Annotated in this window: 16 protein-coding genes; 13 read left to right on the plus strand and 3 right to left on the minus strand. The window is 67.7% G+C overall.

Annotated features, from left to right (window positions below):
- Positions 1 to 58: 58 nt before the first annotated feature.
- The 4 genes from secG (at position 59) to ACODSL_RS11595 (ending at position 3,572) form a co-directional block, all read left to right on the plus strand.
- Positions 59 to 496, plus strand: coding sequence for a preprotein translocase subunit SecG (secG, locus tag ACODSL_RS11580; RefSeq protein ID WP_488900847.1), 438 nt, complete (start codon positions 59 to 61; stop codon positions 494 to 496).
- Between the two features lie 60 nt (positions 497 to 556).
- Positions 557 to 2,206, plus strand: a complete 1,650-nt coding sequence (gene pyrG / locus ACODSL_RS11585) for a CTP synthase (protein ID WP_488900848.1) — start codon at positions 557 to 559, stop codon at positions 2,204 to 2,206.
- Between the two features lie 107 nt (positions 2,207 to 2,313).
- Positions 2,314 to 2,496 (plus strand): 50S ribosomal protein L32, encoded by a 183-nt coding sequence (gene rpmF, locus ACODSL_RS11590; RefSeq protein ID WP_488900849.1) that lies wholly within the window; start codon positions 2,314 to 2,316, stop codon positions 2,494 to 2,496.
- Between the two features lie 128 nt (positions 2,497 to 2,624).
- A complete protein-coding gene (locus ACODSL_RS11595) occupies positions 2,625 to 3,572 on the plus strand; it encodes an aspartyl protease family protein (protein WP_488900850.1) in 948 nt (315 codons plus the stop codon).
- A gap of 17 nt (positions 3,573 to 3,589) precedes the next feature.
- Here ACODSL_RS11595 and ACODSL_RS11600 read toward each other — a convergent pair whose 3' ends face one another.
- A complete protein-coding gene (locus tag ACODSL_RS11600; protein WP_488900851.1) occupies positions 3,590 to 4,366 on the minus strand; it encodes an enoyl-CoA hydratase in 777 nt (258 codons plus the stop codon).
- A gap of 265 nt (positions 4,367 to 4,631) precedes the next feature.
- Between ACODSL_RS11600 and eno the strand changes: the two genes are divergently transcribed.
- From eno to lpdA, 7 genes are all read left to right on the plus strand, one after another.
- Positions 4,632 to 5,912 (plus strand): phosphopyruvate hydratase, encoded by a 1,281-nt coding sequence (eno, locus tag ACODSL_RS11605; RefSeq protein WP_488900852.1) that lies wholly within the window; start codon positions 4,632 to 4,634, stop codon positions 5,910 to 5,912.
- Positions 5,913 to 6,148: 236 nt separating this feature from the next.
- Positions 6,149 to 6,445, plus strand: coding sequence for an FtsB family cell division protein (locus ACODSL_RS11610; RefSeq protein ID WP_488900853.1), 297 nt, complete (start codon positions 6,149 to 6,151; stop codon positions 6,443 to 6,445).
- A gap of 77 nt (positions 6,446 to 6,522) precedes the next feature.
- On the plus strand, positions 6,523 to 7,539 hold the full coding sequence (gene pdhA, locus ACODSL_RS11615) for a pyruvate dehydrogenase (acetyl-transferring) E1 component subunit alpha (RefSeq protein ID WP_488900854.1): 1,017 nt from the start codon (positions 6,523 to 6,525) through the stop codon (positions 7,537 to 7,539).
- A gap of 14 nt (positions 7,540 to 7,553) precedes the next feature.
- Positions 7,554 to 8,936, plus strand: coding sequence for a pyruvate dehydrogenase complex E1 component subunit beta (locus ACODSL_RS11620; protein ID WP_488901173.1), 1,383 nt, complete (start codon positions 7,554 to 7,556; stop codon positions 8,934 to 8,936).
- A gap of 136 nt (positions 8,937 to 9,072) precedes the next feature.
- Positions 9,073 to 9,474: a GFA family protein gene (locus ACODSL_RS11625; RefSeq protein ID WP_488900855.1), complete on the plus strand. Its 402-nt coding sequence runs from the start codon at positions 9,073 to 9,075 to the stop codon at positions 9,472 to 9,474.
- Complete coding sequence (locus ACODSL_RS11630; RefSeq protein ID WP_488900856.1) at positions 9,475 to 10,794, plus strand: pyruvate dehydrogenase complex dihydrolipoamide acetyltransferase; 1,320 nt, start codon at positions 9,475 to 9,477, stop codon at positions 10,792 to 10,794. It abuts the gene before it with no gap.
- Between the two features lie 4 nt (positions 10,795 to 10,798).
- The gene (lpdA, locus tag ACODSL_RS11635; RefSeq protein WP_488900857.1) at positions 10,799 to 12,205 is read left to right on the plus strand and encodes a dihydrolipoyl dehydrogenase; all 1,407 of its coding nucleotides are present in this window, start codon (positions 10,799 to 10,801) and stop codon (positions 12,203 to 12,205) included.
- A 163-nt stretch (positions 12,206 to 12,368) separates the two neighbouring features.
- On the opposite strand, the gene ACODSL_RS11640 is transcribed toward lpdA, so the two are convergent.
- Complete coding sequence (locus ACODSL_RS11640) at positions 12,369 to 13,928, minus strand: AMP-binding protein (RefSeq protein ID WP_488900858.1); 1,560 nt, start codon at positions 13,926 to 13,928, stop codon at positions 12,369 to 12,371.
- Between the two features lie 80 nt (positions 13,929 to 14,008).
- Positions 14,009 to 15,061, minus strand: a complete 1,053-nt coding sequence (locus ACODSL_RS11645; RefSeq protein WP_488900859.1) for an alpha/beta fold hydrolase — start codon at positions 15,059 to 15,061, stop codon at positions 14,009 to 14,011.
- 136 nt (positions 15,062 to 15,197) lie between these two features.
- Here ACODSL_RS11645 and lipA point away from each other — a divergent pair, with 136 nt between their 5' ends.
- Positions 15,198 to 16,151 (plus strand): lipoyl synthase, encoded by a 954-nt coding sequence (gene lipA / locus ACODSL_RS11650; protein ID WP_488901174.1) that lies wholly within the window; start codon positions 15,198 to 15,200, stop codon positions 16,149 to 16,151.
- Positions 16,152 to 16,168: 17 nt separating this feature from the next.
- Positions 16,169 to 16,621, plus strand: a complete 453-nt coding sequence (locus ACODSL_RS11655; RefSeq protein ID WP_488900860.1) for a type II toxin-antitoxin system RatA family toxin — start codon at positions 16,169 to 16,171, stop codon at positions 16,619 to 16,621.
- Positions 16,622 to 16,652 lie beyond the last annotated feature (31 nt).

The raw sequence follows: 16,652 nt of genomic DNA on the forward strand, positions 1-16,652 counted from the left end.
GAGGGGCCGGCTTGTTTCGCCCGGGCGCGCGTCGCTCCACGGACCCTGATAGACCGCAATGCTGCTGAACATCCTGCTCACGATCCAGATCATCGTCGCCATCCTGCTGGGCGTGGCGGTCCTGCTGCAACGCTCCGAGGGCGGCGCACTTGGCATGGGCGGGGGGCCGTCGGGCTTCATGACGGCGCGCGGTCAGGGCGATCTTCTGACGCGCTCGACCTGGATCCTGTTCTCGGTCTTCCTGGTGCTCTGCATCGCCCTGACGATCATTCAGGGCCGCATGTCCGCCGGATCGTCCGTGGTTGGCCGTGAGAACCTGAAGGGTCTGACCGCCGCGCCGCGTCCCGTGACGCCGCCGCCGGCTGCTCCCACGGGCGCCGCGCCGACGCCGCAACTGCGTGGCCTCCCGGCGGCGCCGACCACCGGCGCGCCCGGTTCGGCCGTTGACGGCGCCCTTGGCGGCCTCGCCGCTCCGCAGACCCCGCCCAGCAAGTAAGTTCTCGTCCCTGTCGTTGGTGCAGGCGCCGATGCCGAATCGGCGCTATTCTGGATTCCCATGGCCCGGTACATTTTCATCACCGGCGGCGTGGTCTCCTCACTTGGCAAGGGTCTCGCGTCCGCCGCTCTCGGCGCGCTCCTCCAGGCGCGCGGCTACAAGGTCCGCCTTCGCAAGCTCGACCCCTATCTGAACGTCGATCCGGGGACGATGAGCCCCTATCAGCACGGCGAGGTCTTCGTGACCGACGACGGCGCCGAGACCGACCTCGACCTGGGGCACTACGAGCGGTTCACGGGCGTCAACGCGACCCGCGCCGACAACATCACCACCGGCCAGATCTACAAGACGATCATCGAGAAGGAGCGTCGCGGCGACTATCTCGGCGCGACCGTCCAGGTGATTCCGCACGTCACCAACGAGATCAAGGAATTCGTTCTCTCGCCGGCGCTCGACGAACATGGCGAGGAGGCCGACTTCGTGCTGGTCGAGATCGGCGGCACGGTCGGCGATATCGAGGGGCTGCCGTTCTTCGAGGCGATCCGTCAGCTTGGCCAGGACCTGCCGCGCGGCCAGTCCTGCTTCGTGCACCTGACGTTGCTGCCGTTCATCAAGACCGCCGGCGAAATGAAGACCAAGCCGACGCAGCACTCGGTGAAGGAGCTGCGCTCGATCGGCATTCAGCCGGACATCCTGCTGTGCCGTTGCGAGCAGCCGATTCCGGCCGACGAAAAGCGCAAGATCGCCCAGTTCTGCAACGTGCGAACAACGGGCGTCATCCAGGCGATGGACTCCAACTCGATCTACACTGTGCCGCTCGACTATCACGAGCAGGGCCTCGACCGGGAAGTGCTGGATGTCTTTGGTATGGGCGACGCGCCCGAACCGGACCTGTCACGCTGGCAGGCCATCGGCGACACGCTGTCGAACCCGGACGGCGAGGTCACGATCGCGGTCGTCGGCAAGTACACCGTGCTCAAGGACGCCTACAAATCCCTGATCGAGGCGCTCAGCCACGGCGGGGTCGCGAACCGGGTGAAGGTCAACCTCGACTGGGTCGAGAGCGAGACGTTCGAGAACGAGGATGGCGCCGCCGCCAGCCGGCTGGAGGGCGTTCACGGCATCCTCGTGCCAGGCGGCTTCGGCGAGCGCGGCAGCGAGGGCAAGATTCTCGCGGCCGAGTTCGCCCGCGTGCACAACGTGCCGTACTTCGGCATCTGTTTCGGCATGCAGATGGCCGTCATCGAAGCCCTGAGGAACGTCGCGGGCATCGCCGGCGCCTCGTCGACCGAGTTCGGCCCCGCGACCGAGGCGGTCGTCGGCCTGATGACCGAATGGACCCAGGGCAATCAGCGCGTCGAGCGACGTGAAGGCGACGACCTCGGCGGCACCATGCGTCTGGGCGCCTACGAGGCCGTTCTGACGCCCGGGTCGAAGGTGGCGCAGATCTACGGCGAGACAGGGATCAGCGAGCGTCACCGCCACCGCTACGAGGTCAACATCGCCTACCGCGAGGCGATGGAAGAGTCGGGGCTGCTGCTCACCGGGCGTTCGCCCGACGGCGTGCTGCCCGAAATCGTCGAGCGGACGGACCACCCCTGGTTCGTCGGGGTGCAGTTCCACCCCGAACTGAAGAGTCGCCCGTTCGCCCCGCACCCGCTGTTCGCCAGCTTCATCGCCGCGGCCAAGACGCAAAGCCGCCTGGTGTAAAGCGGCCCCTTGAAAGCCCGGGCGCTTTCCGGCATACACCCGCCCTCACGCGGCGGCCCGACGGCCGCCGTCACCGTTTTTCATGCTCAGCGAGCAGAGTTACTCCGATGGCCGTTCCTAAACGCAAAGTCTCTCCGTCGCGTCGCAACATGCGCCGCTCGCACCACGCTCTGGGCGCGAACTCGTACATCGAGGACAAGGACACCGGCGAGCTGCGCCGTCCGCACCATGTCGATCTGAAGACCGGCATGTACGGCGGCCGTCAGGTCATCACGCCCAAGGAAGACTAGTCGCACCAGCGACCTGTCTGACGACATTCGACGGCGCCCGGGGGACCCCTCCGGGCGCCGTTCGCATTTGAGCGACCATCGATCAGCATCATGCTAGGGTTCCCGAACACAAAACGGGGAGAAACCCCATGCTTGACCGCCGCCAACTCGCCCTGGCGCTGACCGGGGCGGCACTAGCGCCCCGCCTGGCGTTCGCACAGGAAGCCGCGCCGCCTCCGCCGCCGGCCGATCCGGACCAGATCATCGGGGCCGGAATAGATCGCTACGACCGCCTGACCATTCCCGTCACCATCGGCGACAAGGGCCCGTTCGACTTCGTCGTCGACACCGGGGCCGACCGGACTGTCCTGTCGCAGGCCCTGGCGGACGAACTGGGGCTGCCGCCGGGGCGCGAGGTGCTGATCCAGGGCATTACGGGCGCCGAGCTGGCGCCGACGGTGAAGGCGCCGCCGATCAACCTGGGCCGAATCACCCTCGAAAGCCTCGACCTGCCGGTCCTGCCGCGCGAGCGGCTGGGGGTGGACGGTCTGCTCGGCGTCGATGCGCTGCAGAAGCGCCGGCTGGTCATGGACTTCCGCGAACGCCGACTGGAGATCCTGCCTGGTCGCGAGCCGTCGACGGGGTACTCCAGAGCCCGCGACACCTGGGTGCCGGCTCGTGACCGGTTCGGGCGGCTGGTGGTCATCGACGCCACGGCCGATACCGCCGAGATCGGCGCCTTCGTCGACTCCGGCGCCAGCATGTCCATCGGCAACCGCGCCCTCGCGCGAGCGGTCCAGGCGCGCGGCGGCTGGCGAGAACCGGCGCCGACCGTGCCGGTCTATGGCGTGACCAGCCATCAGAGCGAGGGGGAGGTGAGGGTGCTCGAGACCCTCCGTCTCGGCGGACTACGCTTTACCGGCGTGCCGATGATTGTCGCCGACCTCGACCTGTTCACGCTCTGGGGCATGGCCGACAAGCCCTCGCTGCTTCTCGGGGTCAACGTCCTGCGACTCTTCTCGCGGGTGGAGATGGACTACAGCCGCAAGCGGATGATGTTCCGCGTCGGCGCGGACCCGCAGATCTGGCTGGCGTAGCTCGACTTGGCGCAGTGCTACCCCTGCGTCCGCGCCCGCGCCTGGATGCCCGCGCGCCGCGCTTCGACGGCCTCGGGCGTGACCAGCCGGTTGTTGGCCGTGGATTTCTCGGCCTCGAATTTCAGGCTGTCGCCGTAGGCCAGCGCATAGCCGCCGTCGATGATCCGCTTGTAGGTGGTCAGGGTCTCGACCGGGATGGTCGCCATGTCGGCGGCCAGCTTCTTCGCCACGGTCAGCAGGTCGGCGGCGGGAACCACCCGATTGACGAGGCCCCAGTCACAGGCCGTCTTCGCATCGAGGAAGTTGCCGGTCAGGCTCAGCTCCTTGGCCCGGTAGATGCCGATCAGCCGCGACAGCTTCTGCGACAGGCCCCAGCCCGGCATGATGCCGACGCGGGCGTGGGTGTCGGCGAAACGGGCGTTTTCGGAAGCAATCAGCACGTCACAGGCCAGGGCCACCTCGAAGCCGCCGGTGATGGCCACGCCGTTGATCGCGCCGATCACCGGCTTGGTGCACAGCTCGATGGCCTTGACCGGATTCTCGTCCGCCCCGTCGGCGTTGGCCGCGCTCATGGCCCTGGGGTCCGAGCCGAGTTCCTTCAGGTCCAGGCCGGCCGTGAAGGCCCGCTCGCCGGCGCCGGTCAGGATGACCACGCTGACCTCCGGATCGGCGTCCAGGGCGACCATGGCCTTGTAGAGCTCGCTGCGCATCGCCTTTGACAGCGCGTTCATCGCCTCGGGGCGGTTCAGCGTGACGACGGCGATCCCGTCCTGTTTCTCGACCAGCAGCAGCATGGGGTGTTCCTCTGTTTGGAGGAGGGATGACGGGGCGACGGAGGGGCAGTCAAGCATCCTCCCATCCTCCGTCATGGCCCGGCTTGTCCGGGCCACCCATGAACACCACTCCAGGCGGAAGGAGGCTCGGCGAGCCATCGCGACCCTTCCGGTCACGCCAGCGCGCTTGGGTGGCCCGGACAAGCCGGGCCATGACGGTGTGGGGGTTGGTTGCGATTCCACGGTCAGGGCGCTAATCGGGGCCCGCATTTCCTCCGGAGCTCCCATGACCGAGATCGTCGACATCATCGCCCGCGAAATCCTCGACAGCCGCGGCAACCCGACCGTCGAAGTCGATGTGGTGCTGGAAGACGGCTCGTTCGGCCGCGCCGCGGTGCCGTCGGGCGCCTCCACCGGCGCGCACGAGGCGGTCGAGAAGCGGGACGGCGACAAGAACCGCTACGGCGGCAAGGGCGTGCTCGACGCGGTCGCGGCGGTCAACGGCGAGATCTATGACGCCCTGAGCGGCGTCGACGCCGAGGACCAGCGCCGCATCGACAGCCTGCTGATCGCGCTCGACGGCACCAAGAACAAGGCCCGGCTGGGCGCGAACGCCATTCTCGGCGTCTCGCTGGCCACGGCCAAGGCGGCGGCCGTCAGCGCCGACCTGCCGCTGTACAAGTACGTCGGGGGCGTCTCGGCCCGCGTCCTGCCGGTGCCGATGATGAACATCATCAACGGCGGCGCCCACGCCGATAACCCGATCGACATCCAGGAGTTCATGATCCTGCCGACCGGCGCGGCGACCTTCTCCGAAGGCCTGCGCATGGGCGCGGAGATCTTTCACGGCCTGAAGAAGGCCCTCAAGGACGCCGGCCACAACACCAACGTCGGCGACGAGGGCGGCTTCGCCCCCAACATCGGCTCGGCCGAAGAGGCTCTGGCCTTCATCATGAAGGCGGGCGAATCCGTCGGCTACCGCGCGGGCGAGGACTTCGTGCTCGGCCTCGACGTCGCGGCCACCGAGTTCTTCAAGAACGGCAAGTATGTGCTTGAAGGCGAAGGCAAGACCGTCGATCCGGCGGGCATGGTCGCCTACCTCGAAGGCCTGGTCAGCAAGTTCCCGATCGTCACCATCGAGGACGGCTGTTCGGAAGACGATTTCGAGGGCTGGAGCCTCCTGACGGCCGCCCTCGGCAAGAAAATCCAGCTGGTCGGCGACGATCTGTTCGTGACCAATCCCGAGCGCCTGTCGATGGGGATCGAGAAGGGCCTGGCCAACTCGATCCTGGTCAAGGTCAACCAGATCGGCACCCTGAGCGAGACGCTGGACGCGGTCGATATGGCTCACCGCGCCGGCTACACTGCCGTCATGAGCCACCGCTCCGGCGAGACCGAGGATTCGACGATCGCCGACCTGGCCGTCGCGACCAACTGCGGGCAGATCAAGACCGGCTCGCTGGCCCGCTCCGACCGGACCGCCAAGTACAACCAGCTGCTGCGCATTGAAGAGCAGCTGGACGATCAGGCGATCTACCTTGGCCGCAAGGCGATCAAGCAGGGGTAATCCTCCCCTTGACCGGATAAACAGCCGTCATCCTCGCCCTTGTGGCGAGGACCCCTCGATCCGTCCCGCGAGCGGGTTTCTATCCTGACGGGTTCGGAACACGTCTAGAGGGGTCCTGGGCACACGGCCCAGGATGACGGGGTCTGGTTGCATCCGGCGATCGGCCTCGACGATTAGCGACCCCTTAACCACGCCGTCGGCAATGTGCGCCCGTACCGCCGCCCGGATTCGCCAGCGTGTTCCAACGCCTGCAGCCCCTTCTTCCGACCTTCGCCCTGCTCGGGCTGATCGTCTATTTCGTCTCCCACGGCCTGACCGGGGAGCGTGGACTGCTGCTGGGCTCGCAGCGGCGGGCGCTGCTGGCTGAAAGAACGCGCGAGTACGCCGAACTGCACAGCCGCAGGGTGGACCTGGAGGCCCGGGCCCGGCTATTACGTGACGGCAGCCTGTCGGCGGACCTTCTTGAGGAGCGTGCGCGTTCTCTTCTGGGATTCGCCGATCCAAAAGATTATGTGATCCGCACCAAGCCCTGATCCGGGTCGATTGTTTCGTCCCGGCCGCGAAGCGAGGGACGATCTGGCCGCGATGATACGGTTCAAGGGAGAGATGCATGGCGCGGACGCGTAAGGCGGAGGCCGTTTCGGGCGAGGCGTCCGGCGCCGGGAGCAAGACGCAGCTCCTGAAGTACTACCGCGACATGCTGCTGATCCGCCGGTTCGAGGAGCGGGCCGGCCAGCTGTACGGCATGGGCCTGATCGGCGGCTTCTGCCACCTCTACATCGGCCAGGAAGCCATCGCCGTCGGCATGGACGCCATCCGCAAGCCGGGCGACCAGATCATCACCGGCTACCGCGACCACGGCCACATGCTGGCCGCCGGCATGGACCCCAACGAGGTCATGGCCGAGCTGACCGGCCGGGCCGGCGGCTCGTCCAAGGGCAAAGGCGGCTCGATGCACATGTTTTCGACGCAGGCCGGCTTCTACGGCGGCCACGGCATCGTGGGGGCGCAGGTGAGCCTGGGCACGGGCCTGGCGCTGGCCGACAAGTACAAGGCCAACGGCAACGTCAGCTTCACCTACTTCGGTGACGGCGCGGCCAACCAGGGCCAGGTCTACGAGAGCTTCAACATGGCCGAGCTGTGGAGCCTGCCGGTCGTCTATGTGGTCGAGAACAACCAATACGCCATGGGCACCTCGATCGAGCGCTCCAGTTCCGAAACCCGCCTGCACAAGCGCGGGATTTCGTTCAACATTCCCGGCGAGGAAGTCGACGGCATGGACGTCGAGGCGGTCGCCGCTGCCGGCGCCAAGGCGGCCGAGCACGCCCGCAGCGGCAAGGGCCCCTACATCCTCGAGATGAAGACCTATCGCTACCGCGGCCACTCGATGAGCGACCCGGCCAAATACCGCACCAAGGAAGAGGTCGACGAGGTCAAGAAAACCCGCGATCCCATTGAACATACGCGGGAACGGCTGGTCGCGCTGAAAGTGACGGACGAGGAGTTCAAGGCCATCGACACCGAGGTGAAGGCCATCGTCGCCGCCTCCGCAGAGTTCGCTCGCACCAGCCCCGAGCCGGATCCGTCCGAGCTGTACACCGACGTCTATCTGGAGGCCGCGCAGTGAGCGTCGACATCCTCATGCCCGCGCTTTCCCCCACGATGGAGGAGGGCACGCTCGCCAAGTGGCACGTGAAGGCCGGCGATACGGTCAAGGCCGGCGACGTGATCGCCGAGATCGAGACCGACAAGGCGACCATGGAGGTCGAGGCCGTCGACGAGGGCGTCGTCGGCGCCATCCTCGTGCCCGCCGGGACCGAGAACGTGAAGGTCAACACGCCGATCGCCCGGCTGGGCGACGACGGTGCGTCCTTCGAGCCCCGGACTGGATCCGGGGCGGCTGCGCCGGCTCCTCAGGATGACGGGAAGGGGAGCCCCGTCCCTGAAGCCAAAATTGTTCGTCAGCCTGAGGAGGCCGCACCAGCGGCCGTCTCGAAGGCCGCACAACCCCTCAACGACCCCGAAATCCCCGCCGGCACGAAGATGGTCCGCATCACGGTCCGCGACGCCCTGCGCGACGCCATGGCCGAGGAGATGCGCCGGGACGACACGGTGTTCCTGATGGGCGAGGAAGTCGCTCAGTACCAGGGCGCCTACAAGGTCAGCCGCGAATTGCTGCAGGAGTTCGGCGACCGCCGCGTCATCGACACCCCGATCACCGAGCACGGCTTCGCCGGCCTCGGCGTCGGCGCGGCCATGGCGGGCCTCAAGCCCATCGTCGAGTTCATGACCTGGAACTTCGGCATGCAGGCGATCGACCAGATCATCAACTCGGCCGCCAAGACGCTCTACATGTCGGGGGGGCAGATCAAATCCTCGATCGTGTTCCGCGGACCCAACGGCGCGGCCAGCCGCGTCGGCGCCCAGCACAGCCAGGACTACGGCGCCTGGTACGCCCAGATCCCCGGCCTGAAGGTCATCGCGCCGTACGACGCGGCCGACGCCAAGGGCCTGCTCAAGGCGGCCATCCGCGACCCGAACCCGATCGTCTTCCTCGAACACGAGATGATGTACGGCATCGAGTTCGACATCCCCGACGTCGAGGACTGGGTCGTGCCGATCGGCAAGGCCAAGGTCCGCCGCGAGGGCAAGGACGTGACCATCACGGCCCACAGCCGGATGGTCGGCATGGCCCTGAAGGCCGCGGAGGAGCTGGCCGCCGAAGGCATCGAGGCGGAGGTCATCGACCTGCGCACCCTGCGCCCGCTGGACCACGAGACGATCCTTACGAGCGTGCGCAAGACCAACCGCCTGGTCAGCGCCGAGGAGGGCTGGGGCCCGATGGGCGTCGGCGCCGAGATCGTCGCCCGGGTCGTCGAGCACGCCTTCGACTACCTCGATGCGCCGCCGCTGCGCGTGCACCAGGAAGACGTCCCGCTGCCCTACGCCGCCAACCTGGAAGCCCTGTCGCTGCCCGGTCCGGACAAGATCGTCCGGGCGGTGAAGGCGGTCTGCTACCGGTGATGTTCGCCCACGCTCGCCATCCCCTTCGTCCGTCATCCTCGCGCCTGTCGCGAGGACCCATGCACACGGCCCCTCGACGGTGTTCATGGGTCGTCGGAACACGTCCGACGATGACGGAGATCTTGGGATCCGGCGCATGAGCGGCGACCTCCACCCCCACACCGGCGGCTGTCACTGCGGCGCGGTCCGCTTCGAGGCGGTCCTGCCGGCCGTGGTCGAGGCCCAGACCTGCAACTGCTCCATGTGCGAGAAGGTCGGCTTCATCCACATCATCGTGCCGGAAAACCGCTTCCGCCTGACCTCGGGCGCGGACCAGATCACGACCTACACCTTCAACACCGGCGTCGCGAAGCACACCTTCTGCAAGGTGTGCGGCGTGAAGAGCTTCTACCGGCCCCGCTCCAACCCGGACGGCTGGTCGGTGAACGCCCGCTGCCTCGACTCCACCGAGGGCCTCGATCTGCGCATCGAAGCCTTCGACGGCCAGAACTGGGAGGTCCATGCGGCCGCCCTGGCGCATCTCAGTAAGGAAGACTGAATGTCCATCGAGATCCTCATGCCCGCCCTGTCTCCGACCATGGAGGAGGGGACGCTGGCCAAATGGCACGTGAAGGCCGGCGACACGGTGAAAGCGGGCGACGTCATTGCCGAGATCGAGACCGACAAGGCGACCATGGAGGTCGAGGCCGTCGACGAGGGCGTCGTTGAAGCCCTGCTGGTCGACGCCGGGACCGAGAACGTGAAGGTCAACGCGGTGATCGCGAGACTGGCCGGGGAGGGGGAGGTTGCGTCCTTCGAGACGCCGGCTGCGCCGGCTCCTCAGGATGACGGGCAGGGGAGCCCCAAATCTATTCGTCAGCCTGAGGAGGGCGCGCCAGCGGCCGTCTCGAAGGCCGCACCGGCAACACCGCCGGCGCCCGAGCCGAAACTCAACGGCTCCTCCGGCGACCGCGTGTTCGCCTCGCCGCTGGCCCGTCGCCTCGCCCAGGCCGCCGGCCTCGACCTGAAGACCATCGCCGGGTCCGGCCCGCACGGCCGGGTGATCAAGGCCGACGTCGACGCCGCGCGGGGCAAGGCCCCGGCTGCTGCGCCGGCCTCGACTGGCGGTGCGCCCGCCTCCGCGCCCGCCCGTCAGATCCAGTCGCTGGAACAGCAGGGCATCCCCGCCGGCAGCTACGACCTCGTCCCGCTCGACGGCATGCGCAAGACCATCGCCCGGCGGATGACCGACAGCTTCCGCGACGTGCCGCACTTCCCCCTGACCATCGATCTGGAGATCGACGGCCTGCTGGCGGCGCGGGCGAAGATCAACGCGATGCTTGAAAAGGACGGGGTGAAGGTCAGCGTCAACGACCTGGTGATCAAGGCCGTGGCCGTGGCCCTCAAGCGCGTGCCGGAAGCCAACTCCAGCTACACGCCCGAAGGCATCGCCCTGCACCACCACGCCGACATCGCCATGGCCGTGGCCATCGACGGCGGCCTGATCACCCCGATCATTCGCGCCGCCGACACCAAGGGCCTGGCCCAGATCGCGACCGAGGCCAAGGATCTTGCGGCCCGCGCCCGCGACAAGAAGCTGAAGCCCGAGGAATTCCAGGGCGGCACCTTTTCGATCTCCAACATGGGCATGATGGGCATCCGCCAGTTCGCCTCGATCATCAACGAGCCGCAGGCATGCATTCTCAGCGTCGGGGCCGGCGAGCCGCGCCCGGTGGTGAAGAACGGCGCCCTGGCCATCGCCACGGTCATGACCGTGACCCTGACCTGCGATCACCGCGCGGTCGACGGCGCCATCGGCGGCCGCTTCCTCAGCGTCTTCAAGGCGCTGATCGAAGATCCCCTGACGATGATCGTTTGAGGTCGTGACCATGGATTTCGACGTCATCGTCATCGGCTCCGGCCCGGGCGGCTATGTGACCGCCATCCGCGCCAGCCAGCTGGGCCTGAAGACCGCCATCGTCGAGCGGGCCGAACTGGGCGGCATCTGCCTCAACTGGGGCTGCATCCCGACCAAGGCCCTGCTCAAGAGCGGCGAGGTCTATGAGCAGCTGTCGCATCTCGGTGACTACGGCCTGTCGGCCAGTGGCACGGCTTTCGACTTTTCCAAGATCATCGAACGCTCGCGCGGCGTGGCGAAAAAGATGGAGGGCGGCGTCGCCTTCCTGATGAAAAAGCACAAGATCGAGGTGCTGTTCGGGACCGCGACGCTGGAGAAGGGCGCGCCGGCCCCGAAGGTGACCGTCGCCCTCAACGCCGGCGGCAAGCGCACCATCACCGCCAAACATGTGATCCTCGCCACCGGCGCCCGCGCCCGCACCATCCCGGCCATCGGCCTGGAGAGCGACGGCGAGCGCGTCTGGACCTACCGCGACGCCCTGGTTCCGAAGGCTTGTCCGAAGAGCCTGGTCGTCATCGGCTCCGGCGCCATCGGTATCGAATTCGCCAGCTTCTACCGGGCGTTGGGCGCGGATGTTACGGTGATCGAGGCCCTCGACCGCATCCTGCCCGTCGAGGACGAGGAGGTCTCAAAGGCCGCCCACAAGGCGTTCGAGAAGCGCGGCCTCAAGTTCCGAGTCGCCGCCAAGGTGACGAAGCTGACCAGGAGCAAGACCGGCGTGTCCGTGGCGCTGGAAGCCGGCGGCAAGGCCGAGACCCTGACTGCCGACGTCGCCATCGTCGCTGTCGGCATCACCGGAAATGTCGAGAACCTCGGCCTTGAGGCGCTGGGTGTCACCGTTGATCGCGGCCACGTGGTCACCGACGGCCACGGCAAGACGAATGTCGCCGGCCTCTACGCCATAGGCGACATCGCCGGCCCGCCCTGGCTCGCGCACAAGGCCAGCCATGAGGGCGTGCACTGCGTCGAGCATATCGCGGGCCTCAAGCCGGCCAATCTGACCGCGCCGATCCCGGGCTGCACCTATTCCAACCCCCAGATCGCCTCGGTCGGCCTGACCGAAGCGGCCGCCAAGGCCGCGGGCCATGAGCCGAAGGTCGGGCGTTTCCCGTTCCGCGTGAACGGCAAGGCCGTCGCGGCCGGCGAGATCGAGGGCTTCGTCAAGACGGTGTTCGACGGCAAGACCGGGGCTCTGCTGGGCGCCCACATGATCGGCCACGAGGTCACCGAGATGATCCAGGGCTTCGCGGTGGCCATGACGCTCGAAGCCACCGAGGAAGACCTGATGGCCACGGTGTTCGCTCATCCGACCATGAGTGAGGCGATGCACGAGTCGGTGCTGGACGCCTACGGCAGGGCGCTGCACATCTGATCGGCAGATCCTCCCCCCTTGGGGGAGGTGGCTCGCCACCGGCGAGACGGAGGGGGTTCGCTCAGGTCGCGGGTGACCCCCTCAGTCGGCGGAGTTTATCCTCGGGCCGGCCAAAGGCCGGTCCCGGGGGCCGACAGCTCCCCCGAAAGGGAAGCATTCTGGGTTACGCCGCCCGCGCTTCCGTCTCGGCCATGCGCTGGATGGCGACATAGTCGGTCTTGCCTGTGCCCAGGACCGGGACTTCCGGAATGGTCACGATCTTGCGCGGCACCGACAGTTCGGGCGCGCCAAGGCTCTGGGCATGCGCCAGCAGCGGGGCCACGGTGGCGTCCGAGCGGTCGGTGAACAGGATCAGCCGTTCGCCCTTCTTCTTGTCCGGCATGGAGATCACCGCGTGACGGCCCTCCGGCCAGACCGCCACGGCAAGGTCCTCGGCCGCGGTCAGGGAGACCATCTCGCCGCCGATCTTGGCGAAGCGCTTGACCCGGCCCTTGATGGTGACCCAGCGGTCCTCGCCTTCGATCATGACCACATCGCCGGTGTCGTGCCAGCCGTCGGGCAGAGGATCGATGCCGCCCTTGTCGTTCAGATAGCCGGCCATCACGTTGGGCCCGCGCAGGAACAGGCGGCCGCCGCCGGCGATGCCTTCCACCGTCTCGATGCGGGTCTCCATGCCGGGCAGCATGCCGCCCACGGTCCCGCGACGGTTATCCGTCGGCTTGTTGACGGCCACCACGGGCGCGGCCTCGGTGGCGCCGTAGCCTTCCAGCACGGGCACATCGCCGAACCGCTCGGCGATCAGGTTGTGGGTTTCGTCGCGCACCTTCTCGGCGCCGCAGACGATGAACTTCAGGCCCGACATGTCGCCGGGATCGGCCGACCGTGCGTACTGGTTCACGAAGGTGTCCGTGGCCAGAAGGATGGAGGCGCCGGTTTCGCGGATCAGGGTCGGGATCTGCTTGATATGCAGGGGCGAGGGGTACTGGAAGGCCTTCATCCCGGTCAGAATCGGCAGCAGCACGCCGCCGGTCAGGCCGAAGCAGTGGAAGGTCGGCAGCGGGTTGAACATCACCCACGCCGGGTCCAGCTCGATATGCGCCTCGACCTGCCGGACATTGCTGACCAGGTTCTTGTGGCTCAGCACCACGCCGCGCGGCGCGCCGAAACTGCCCGAGGTGAACAGGATCACGCCCGGCTCGTCGAAGCCGAGTCTCGCGCTGAACTGTTTGGGAAACAGCGCCGCCGTGGCCGCGAACAGCTTGTCGGACAGGCCGATCTGCTCGCGCAGGTCTTCCAGGTAGACGATCTTGCAGCCGCCGTTCTCCAGCGAGTCCACCAGATCGTGCAGCTTGCCCTGCTCGATGAAGGCGTGCGCCGTCAGGACGGTCTTCACACCCGCCAGCTTGCAGGCGGCCCGCAGGTTCCGAAGGCCGGCCGTGAAGTTCAGCATGGTCGGGACGCGCGCGAACGCATGCAGACCGAAGAAGGTCACCACCGCGCCGGCGCTCGATGGCAGCAGAACGCCGACGTTCTCGCCCTTCTGCGTGATGCCGGCGATCTTGCGCCCGAGGGCGAAACTGCCCTGGATCAGACCGGTATAGGTGAGCGGCGTACGGTTCTGATCCTCAAGGATCGGCTTCTTGGCCCCGTATCGGTCGCGGGCTTCGAGCAGGGCGTCAAAGACAGACCGCTCGCCGGCCCGCGCATCGTAAGCACGCGGCATATGGGTGAAACTCCCCGGATGTTTCCCACCAGTATCGTTGGGGTGACCCTATCGTCCGGGTTCGGCGTTGAAAAGGTCCGTTACAGTCCGTGATCGACGACAGGGCCCACCAGGATGGGCCGGGACCCCGCGCGGGCGCGGACAAAGCTGTCCACCGCCGCCAGCCAGGGACCGCGGATCGCGTCCCGTTCGAGGTGCAACGCGTGGCGGCCGCCCTTCAGGCTGTAGCGCCGGCAATGTCCCATCGTTTGGCAGACACGGGTCTGGGCCCCGGCATTGGCGATGGGATCGGCATCGCCGGTCAGCAGCAGGGTAGGGGTCTCGACATCCTTCAGGCCGGGCTGGATGGCCTTCGAGGTCGCCCGGGCGCTGGCCAGCCAGCCGAGGCTGGGTCCGCCCATGCGGAGGTCGGGATTGGCGATCTGCCAGGCCAGTTCCACCTTGCCCCGCCAGGGGTCGCTGGTCAGGCCGGCGGCGACGCTGTCCGGACGGTCCCGCGTCCAGCCGCTGTTCCAGGCGGCGGGCAGCCGGCCCAGGCCGGCCCGTACGAGCGCGGCCTTGGTGCTGTCGACCGGATCTCCGGCGGCGAAGGTCGGCGATGACAGGATCAGGCCCTCCGCCGGCGCGCCCTGCTCGATGGCCGCGACCGCGACGAGTCCGCCGACCGCATGACCGAGCAAAACGATTGGCGTCCGCGGGGCGGCGGCGGCCATCATCCGGCTCAGCGTCTTGACCGCGCGGATGTCGTCGCGGAACTGCGGCGCATGCCCCAGGTCACGGGGCAGAACGTAGCGCTCCGACCCGCCCTGACCGGATCGCTCCAGCACCCAGACGCTGTAGCCGTGCCGATTCAGATCCCGGGCCGTCTCGAACCAGGCTTCCGCCGATTCGCCGTAGCCGGTGAGGATCAGGATCTGCGCCTGCGGGGTAACCAGCGTGGAGGACACGCCGTACCGCTGCGCGGGCGCATCGCCGACTTTCAGCAGACCCCAGGCCCAGCCCTCCGGCGCCCAGAACCGTGGGCCCAGCTGCGGCGGGATCCGGCTTTCGACGAACGGCGCGCCCCCATCGCTCCCACCGCCGCAGGCCGCGAGAAGGAACAGGAGGCCGGCAAGGGCGAGGCGAAGGCGCATGGGCCTCAGTGTTTCCGCGCCTGCGATCGCCCGCAAGGGCGCGCACGCCACAGGAGGCCTGTTCCGCCTCCCCCCGTCGAGGGGGAAGCGCCTCATGGTGCTTGATCCTTTGCCCCGGAAGGACGATCTAGGCCTCATGGCCACGGTGATCGACACCACGAAGGCGCGACCGCGCCATCCCGAGAAGCAGAACCGGCCCGAGACGCCGTTGTTGCGCAAGCCCGACTGGCTGCGCGTTCGCGCGCCCGGCTCGGCCGGCTACAATGAAACCCGCGACATCGTCCGCTCTCACGGCCTGACGACGGTCTGCGAGGAAGCGGCCTGTCCGAACATCGGCGAGTGCTGGACGCAGAAGCACGCCACCATGATGATCATGGGCGAGATCTGCACTCGCGCCTGCTCGTTCTGCAACGTCATCACCGGCAAGCCGAACGCCCTCGACCCCACCGAGCCCGCCCGCGTGGCAGAGGCCGTGGCGAAGATGGGCCTCAAGCACGTGGTCATCACCTCGGTCGACCGCGACGACCTGGACGACGGCGGCGCGGCGCACTTCGCGGCCGTGGTCTACGCCATCCGCGCGGCGGCTCCGGACACGACCATCGAGATTCTGACCCCCGACTTCCTGCGCAAGGACGGCGCGGCCGAGATCGTCATCGACTCGGCGCCGGACGTGTTCAACCACAACCTCGAGACCGTGCCGCGGCTGTATCTGACGATCCGGCCGGGCGCCCGCTACTACAACAGCCTGCGCCTGCTGGAGCGGGTCAAGGACCGCGACCCCCGCCGCTTCACCAAGTCCGGCCTGATGGTCGGCCTCGGCGAGAGCAAGGAGGAGGTCATGCAGGTGATGGACGACATGCGCTCGGCCGGCGTCGACTTCCTGACCATCGGCCAGTACCTGCAGCCGACCCGCCGGCACGCCGCCGTCGACCGCTTCGTCCATCCTGACGAGTTCGCCGCCTATGAGGCGATCGCCCGGGCCAAGGGGTTCCTGATGGTCTCGGCCAGCCCCCTGACCCGCTCCTCGCACCACGCCGGCGAGGATTTCGCGCAGCTCAAGGCGGCGCGCGAAGCGCTAGAAGCCCGGTAGACCCGGGGCGGGGCGGATTGAAACACAGGCTCACCCGCATCCTGCCCTACACGCCGGACCAGCTGTTCCAGCTGGTCGGCGACGTGGAGCGGTATCCCGAGTTCGTGCCCTGGATCACCGCGCTCAGGGTCTGGAACCGCCAGGACCCCGGCGGCGGCGTGACGATGCTCGACGCCGAGGCGGCAGTCGGCTTCTCGTTTCTGAAAGAGCGCTTCTCAACCCGCGTGCGGCGCGACGCGACGGCTCGCACGATTGAGGTCAGCCTGCTCAGCGGCCCGTTCCGCAAGCTGCAGAACCGCTGGCATTTCGCTGATCATCCGCAGGGCGTCTGCGTCGAGTTCGAGATCGACTTCGAGTTCAAGGTCGCCTTCCTCGACCGCATCCTCAACGCCAACTTCGACCACGCCGTGAACCGGCTGATCCAGTGCTTCGACGATCGGGCGAGGGTGTTGTACGGCCTGCCCAAATAGGCCGTCATGGCCCGACTTGTTCGGGCCACCC

The organism is Caulobacter sp. FG121 (assembly GCF_057809815.1).

What these genes read in the sequence shown, in the direction of transcription:
- secG (WP_488900847.1), top strand. Translation starts at nt 59, where the DNA reads ATGCTGCTGAACATCCTGCTCACGATCCAGATCATCGTCGCCATCCTG.
- pyrG (WP_488900848.1), top strand. Translation starts at nt 557, where the DNA reads ATGGCCCGGTACATTTTCATCACCGGCGGCGTGGTCTCCTCACTTGGC.
- rpmF (WP_488900849.1), top strand. Translation starts at nt 2,314, where the DNA reads ATGGCCGTTCCTAAACGCAAAGTCTCTCCGTCGCGTCGCAACATGCGC.
- ACODSL_RS11595 (WP_488900850.1), top strand. Translation starts at nt 2,625, where the DNA reads ATGCTTGACCGCCGCCAACTCGCCCTGGCGCTGACCGGGGCGGCACTA.
- ACODSL_RS11600 (WP_488900851.1), bottom strand. Translation starts at nt 4,366, where the DNA reads ATGCTGCTGCTGGTCGAGAAACAGGACGGGATCGCCGTCGTCACGCTG.
- eno (WP_488900852.1), top strand. Translation starts at nt 4,632, where the DNA reads ATGACCGAGATCGTCGACATCATCGCCCGCGAAATCCTCGACAGCCGC.
- pdhA (WP_488900854.1), top strand. Translation starts at nt 6,523, where the DNA reads ATGGCGCGGACGCGTAAGGCGGAGGCCGTTTCGGGCGAGGCGTCCGGC.
- ACODSL_RS11620 (WP_488901173.1), top strand. Translation starts at nt 7,554, where the DNA reads ATGCCCGCGCTTTCCCCCACGATGGAGGAGGGCACGCTCGCCAAGTGG.
- ACODSL_RS11625 (WP_488900855.1), top strand. Translation starts at nt 9,073, where the DNA reads ATGAGCGGCGACCTCCACCCCCACACCGGCGGCTGTCACTGCGGCGCG.
- ACODSL_RS11630 (WP_488900856.1), top strand. Translation starts at nt 9,475, where the DNA reads ATGTCCATCGAGATCCTCATGCCCGCCCTGTCTCCGACCATGGAGGAG.
- ACODSL_RS11640 (WP_488900858.1), bottom strand. Translation starts at nt 13,928, where the DNA reads ATGCCGCGTGCTTACGATGCGCGGGCCGGCGAGCGGTCTGTCTTTGAC.
- ACODSL_RS11645 (WP_488900859.1), bottom strand. Translation starts at nt 15,061, where the DNA reads ATGCGCCTTCGCCTCGCCCTTGCCGGCCTCCTGTTCCTTCTCGCGGCC.
- lipA (WP_488901174.1), top strand. Translation starts at nt 15,198, where the DNA reads ATGGCCACGGTGATCGACACCACGAAGGCGCGACCGCGCCATCCCGAG.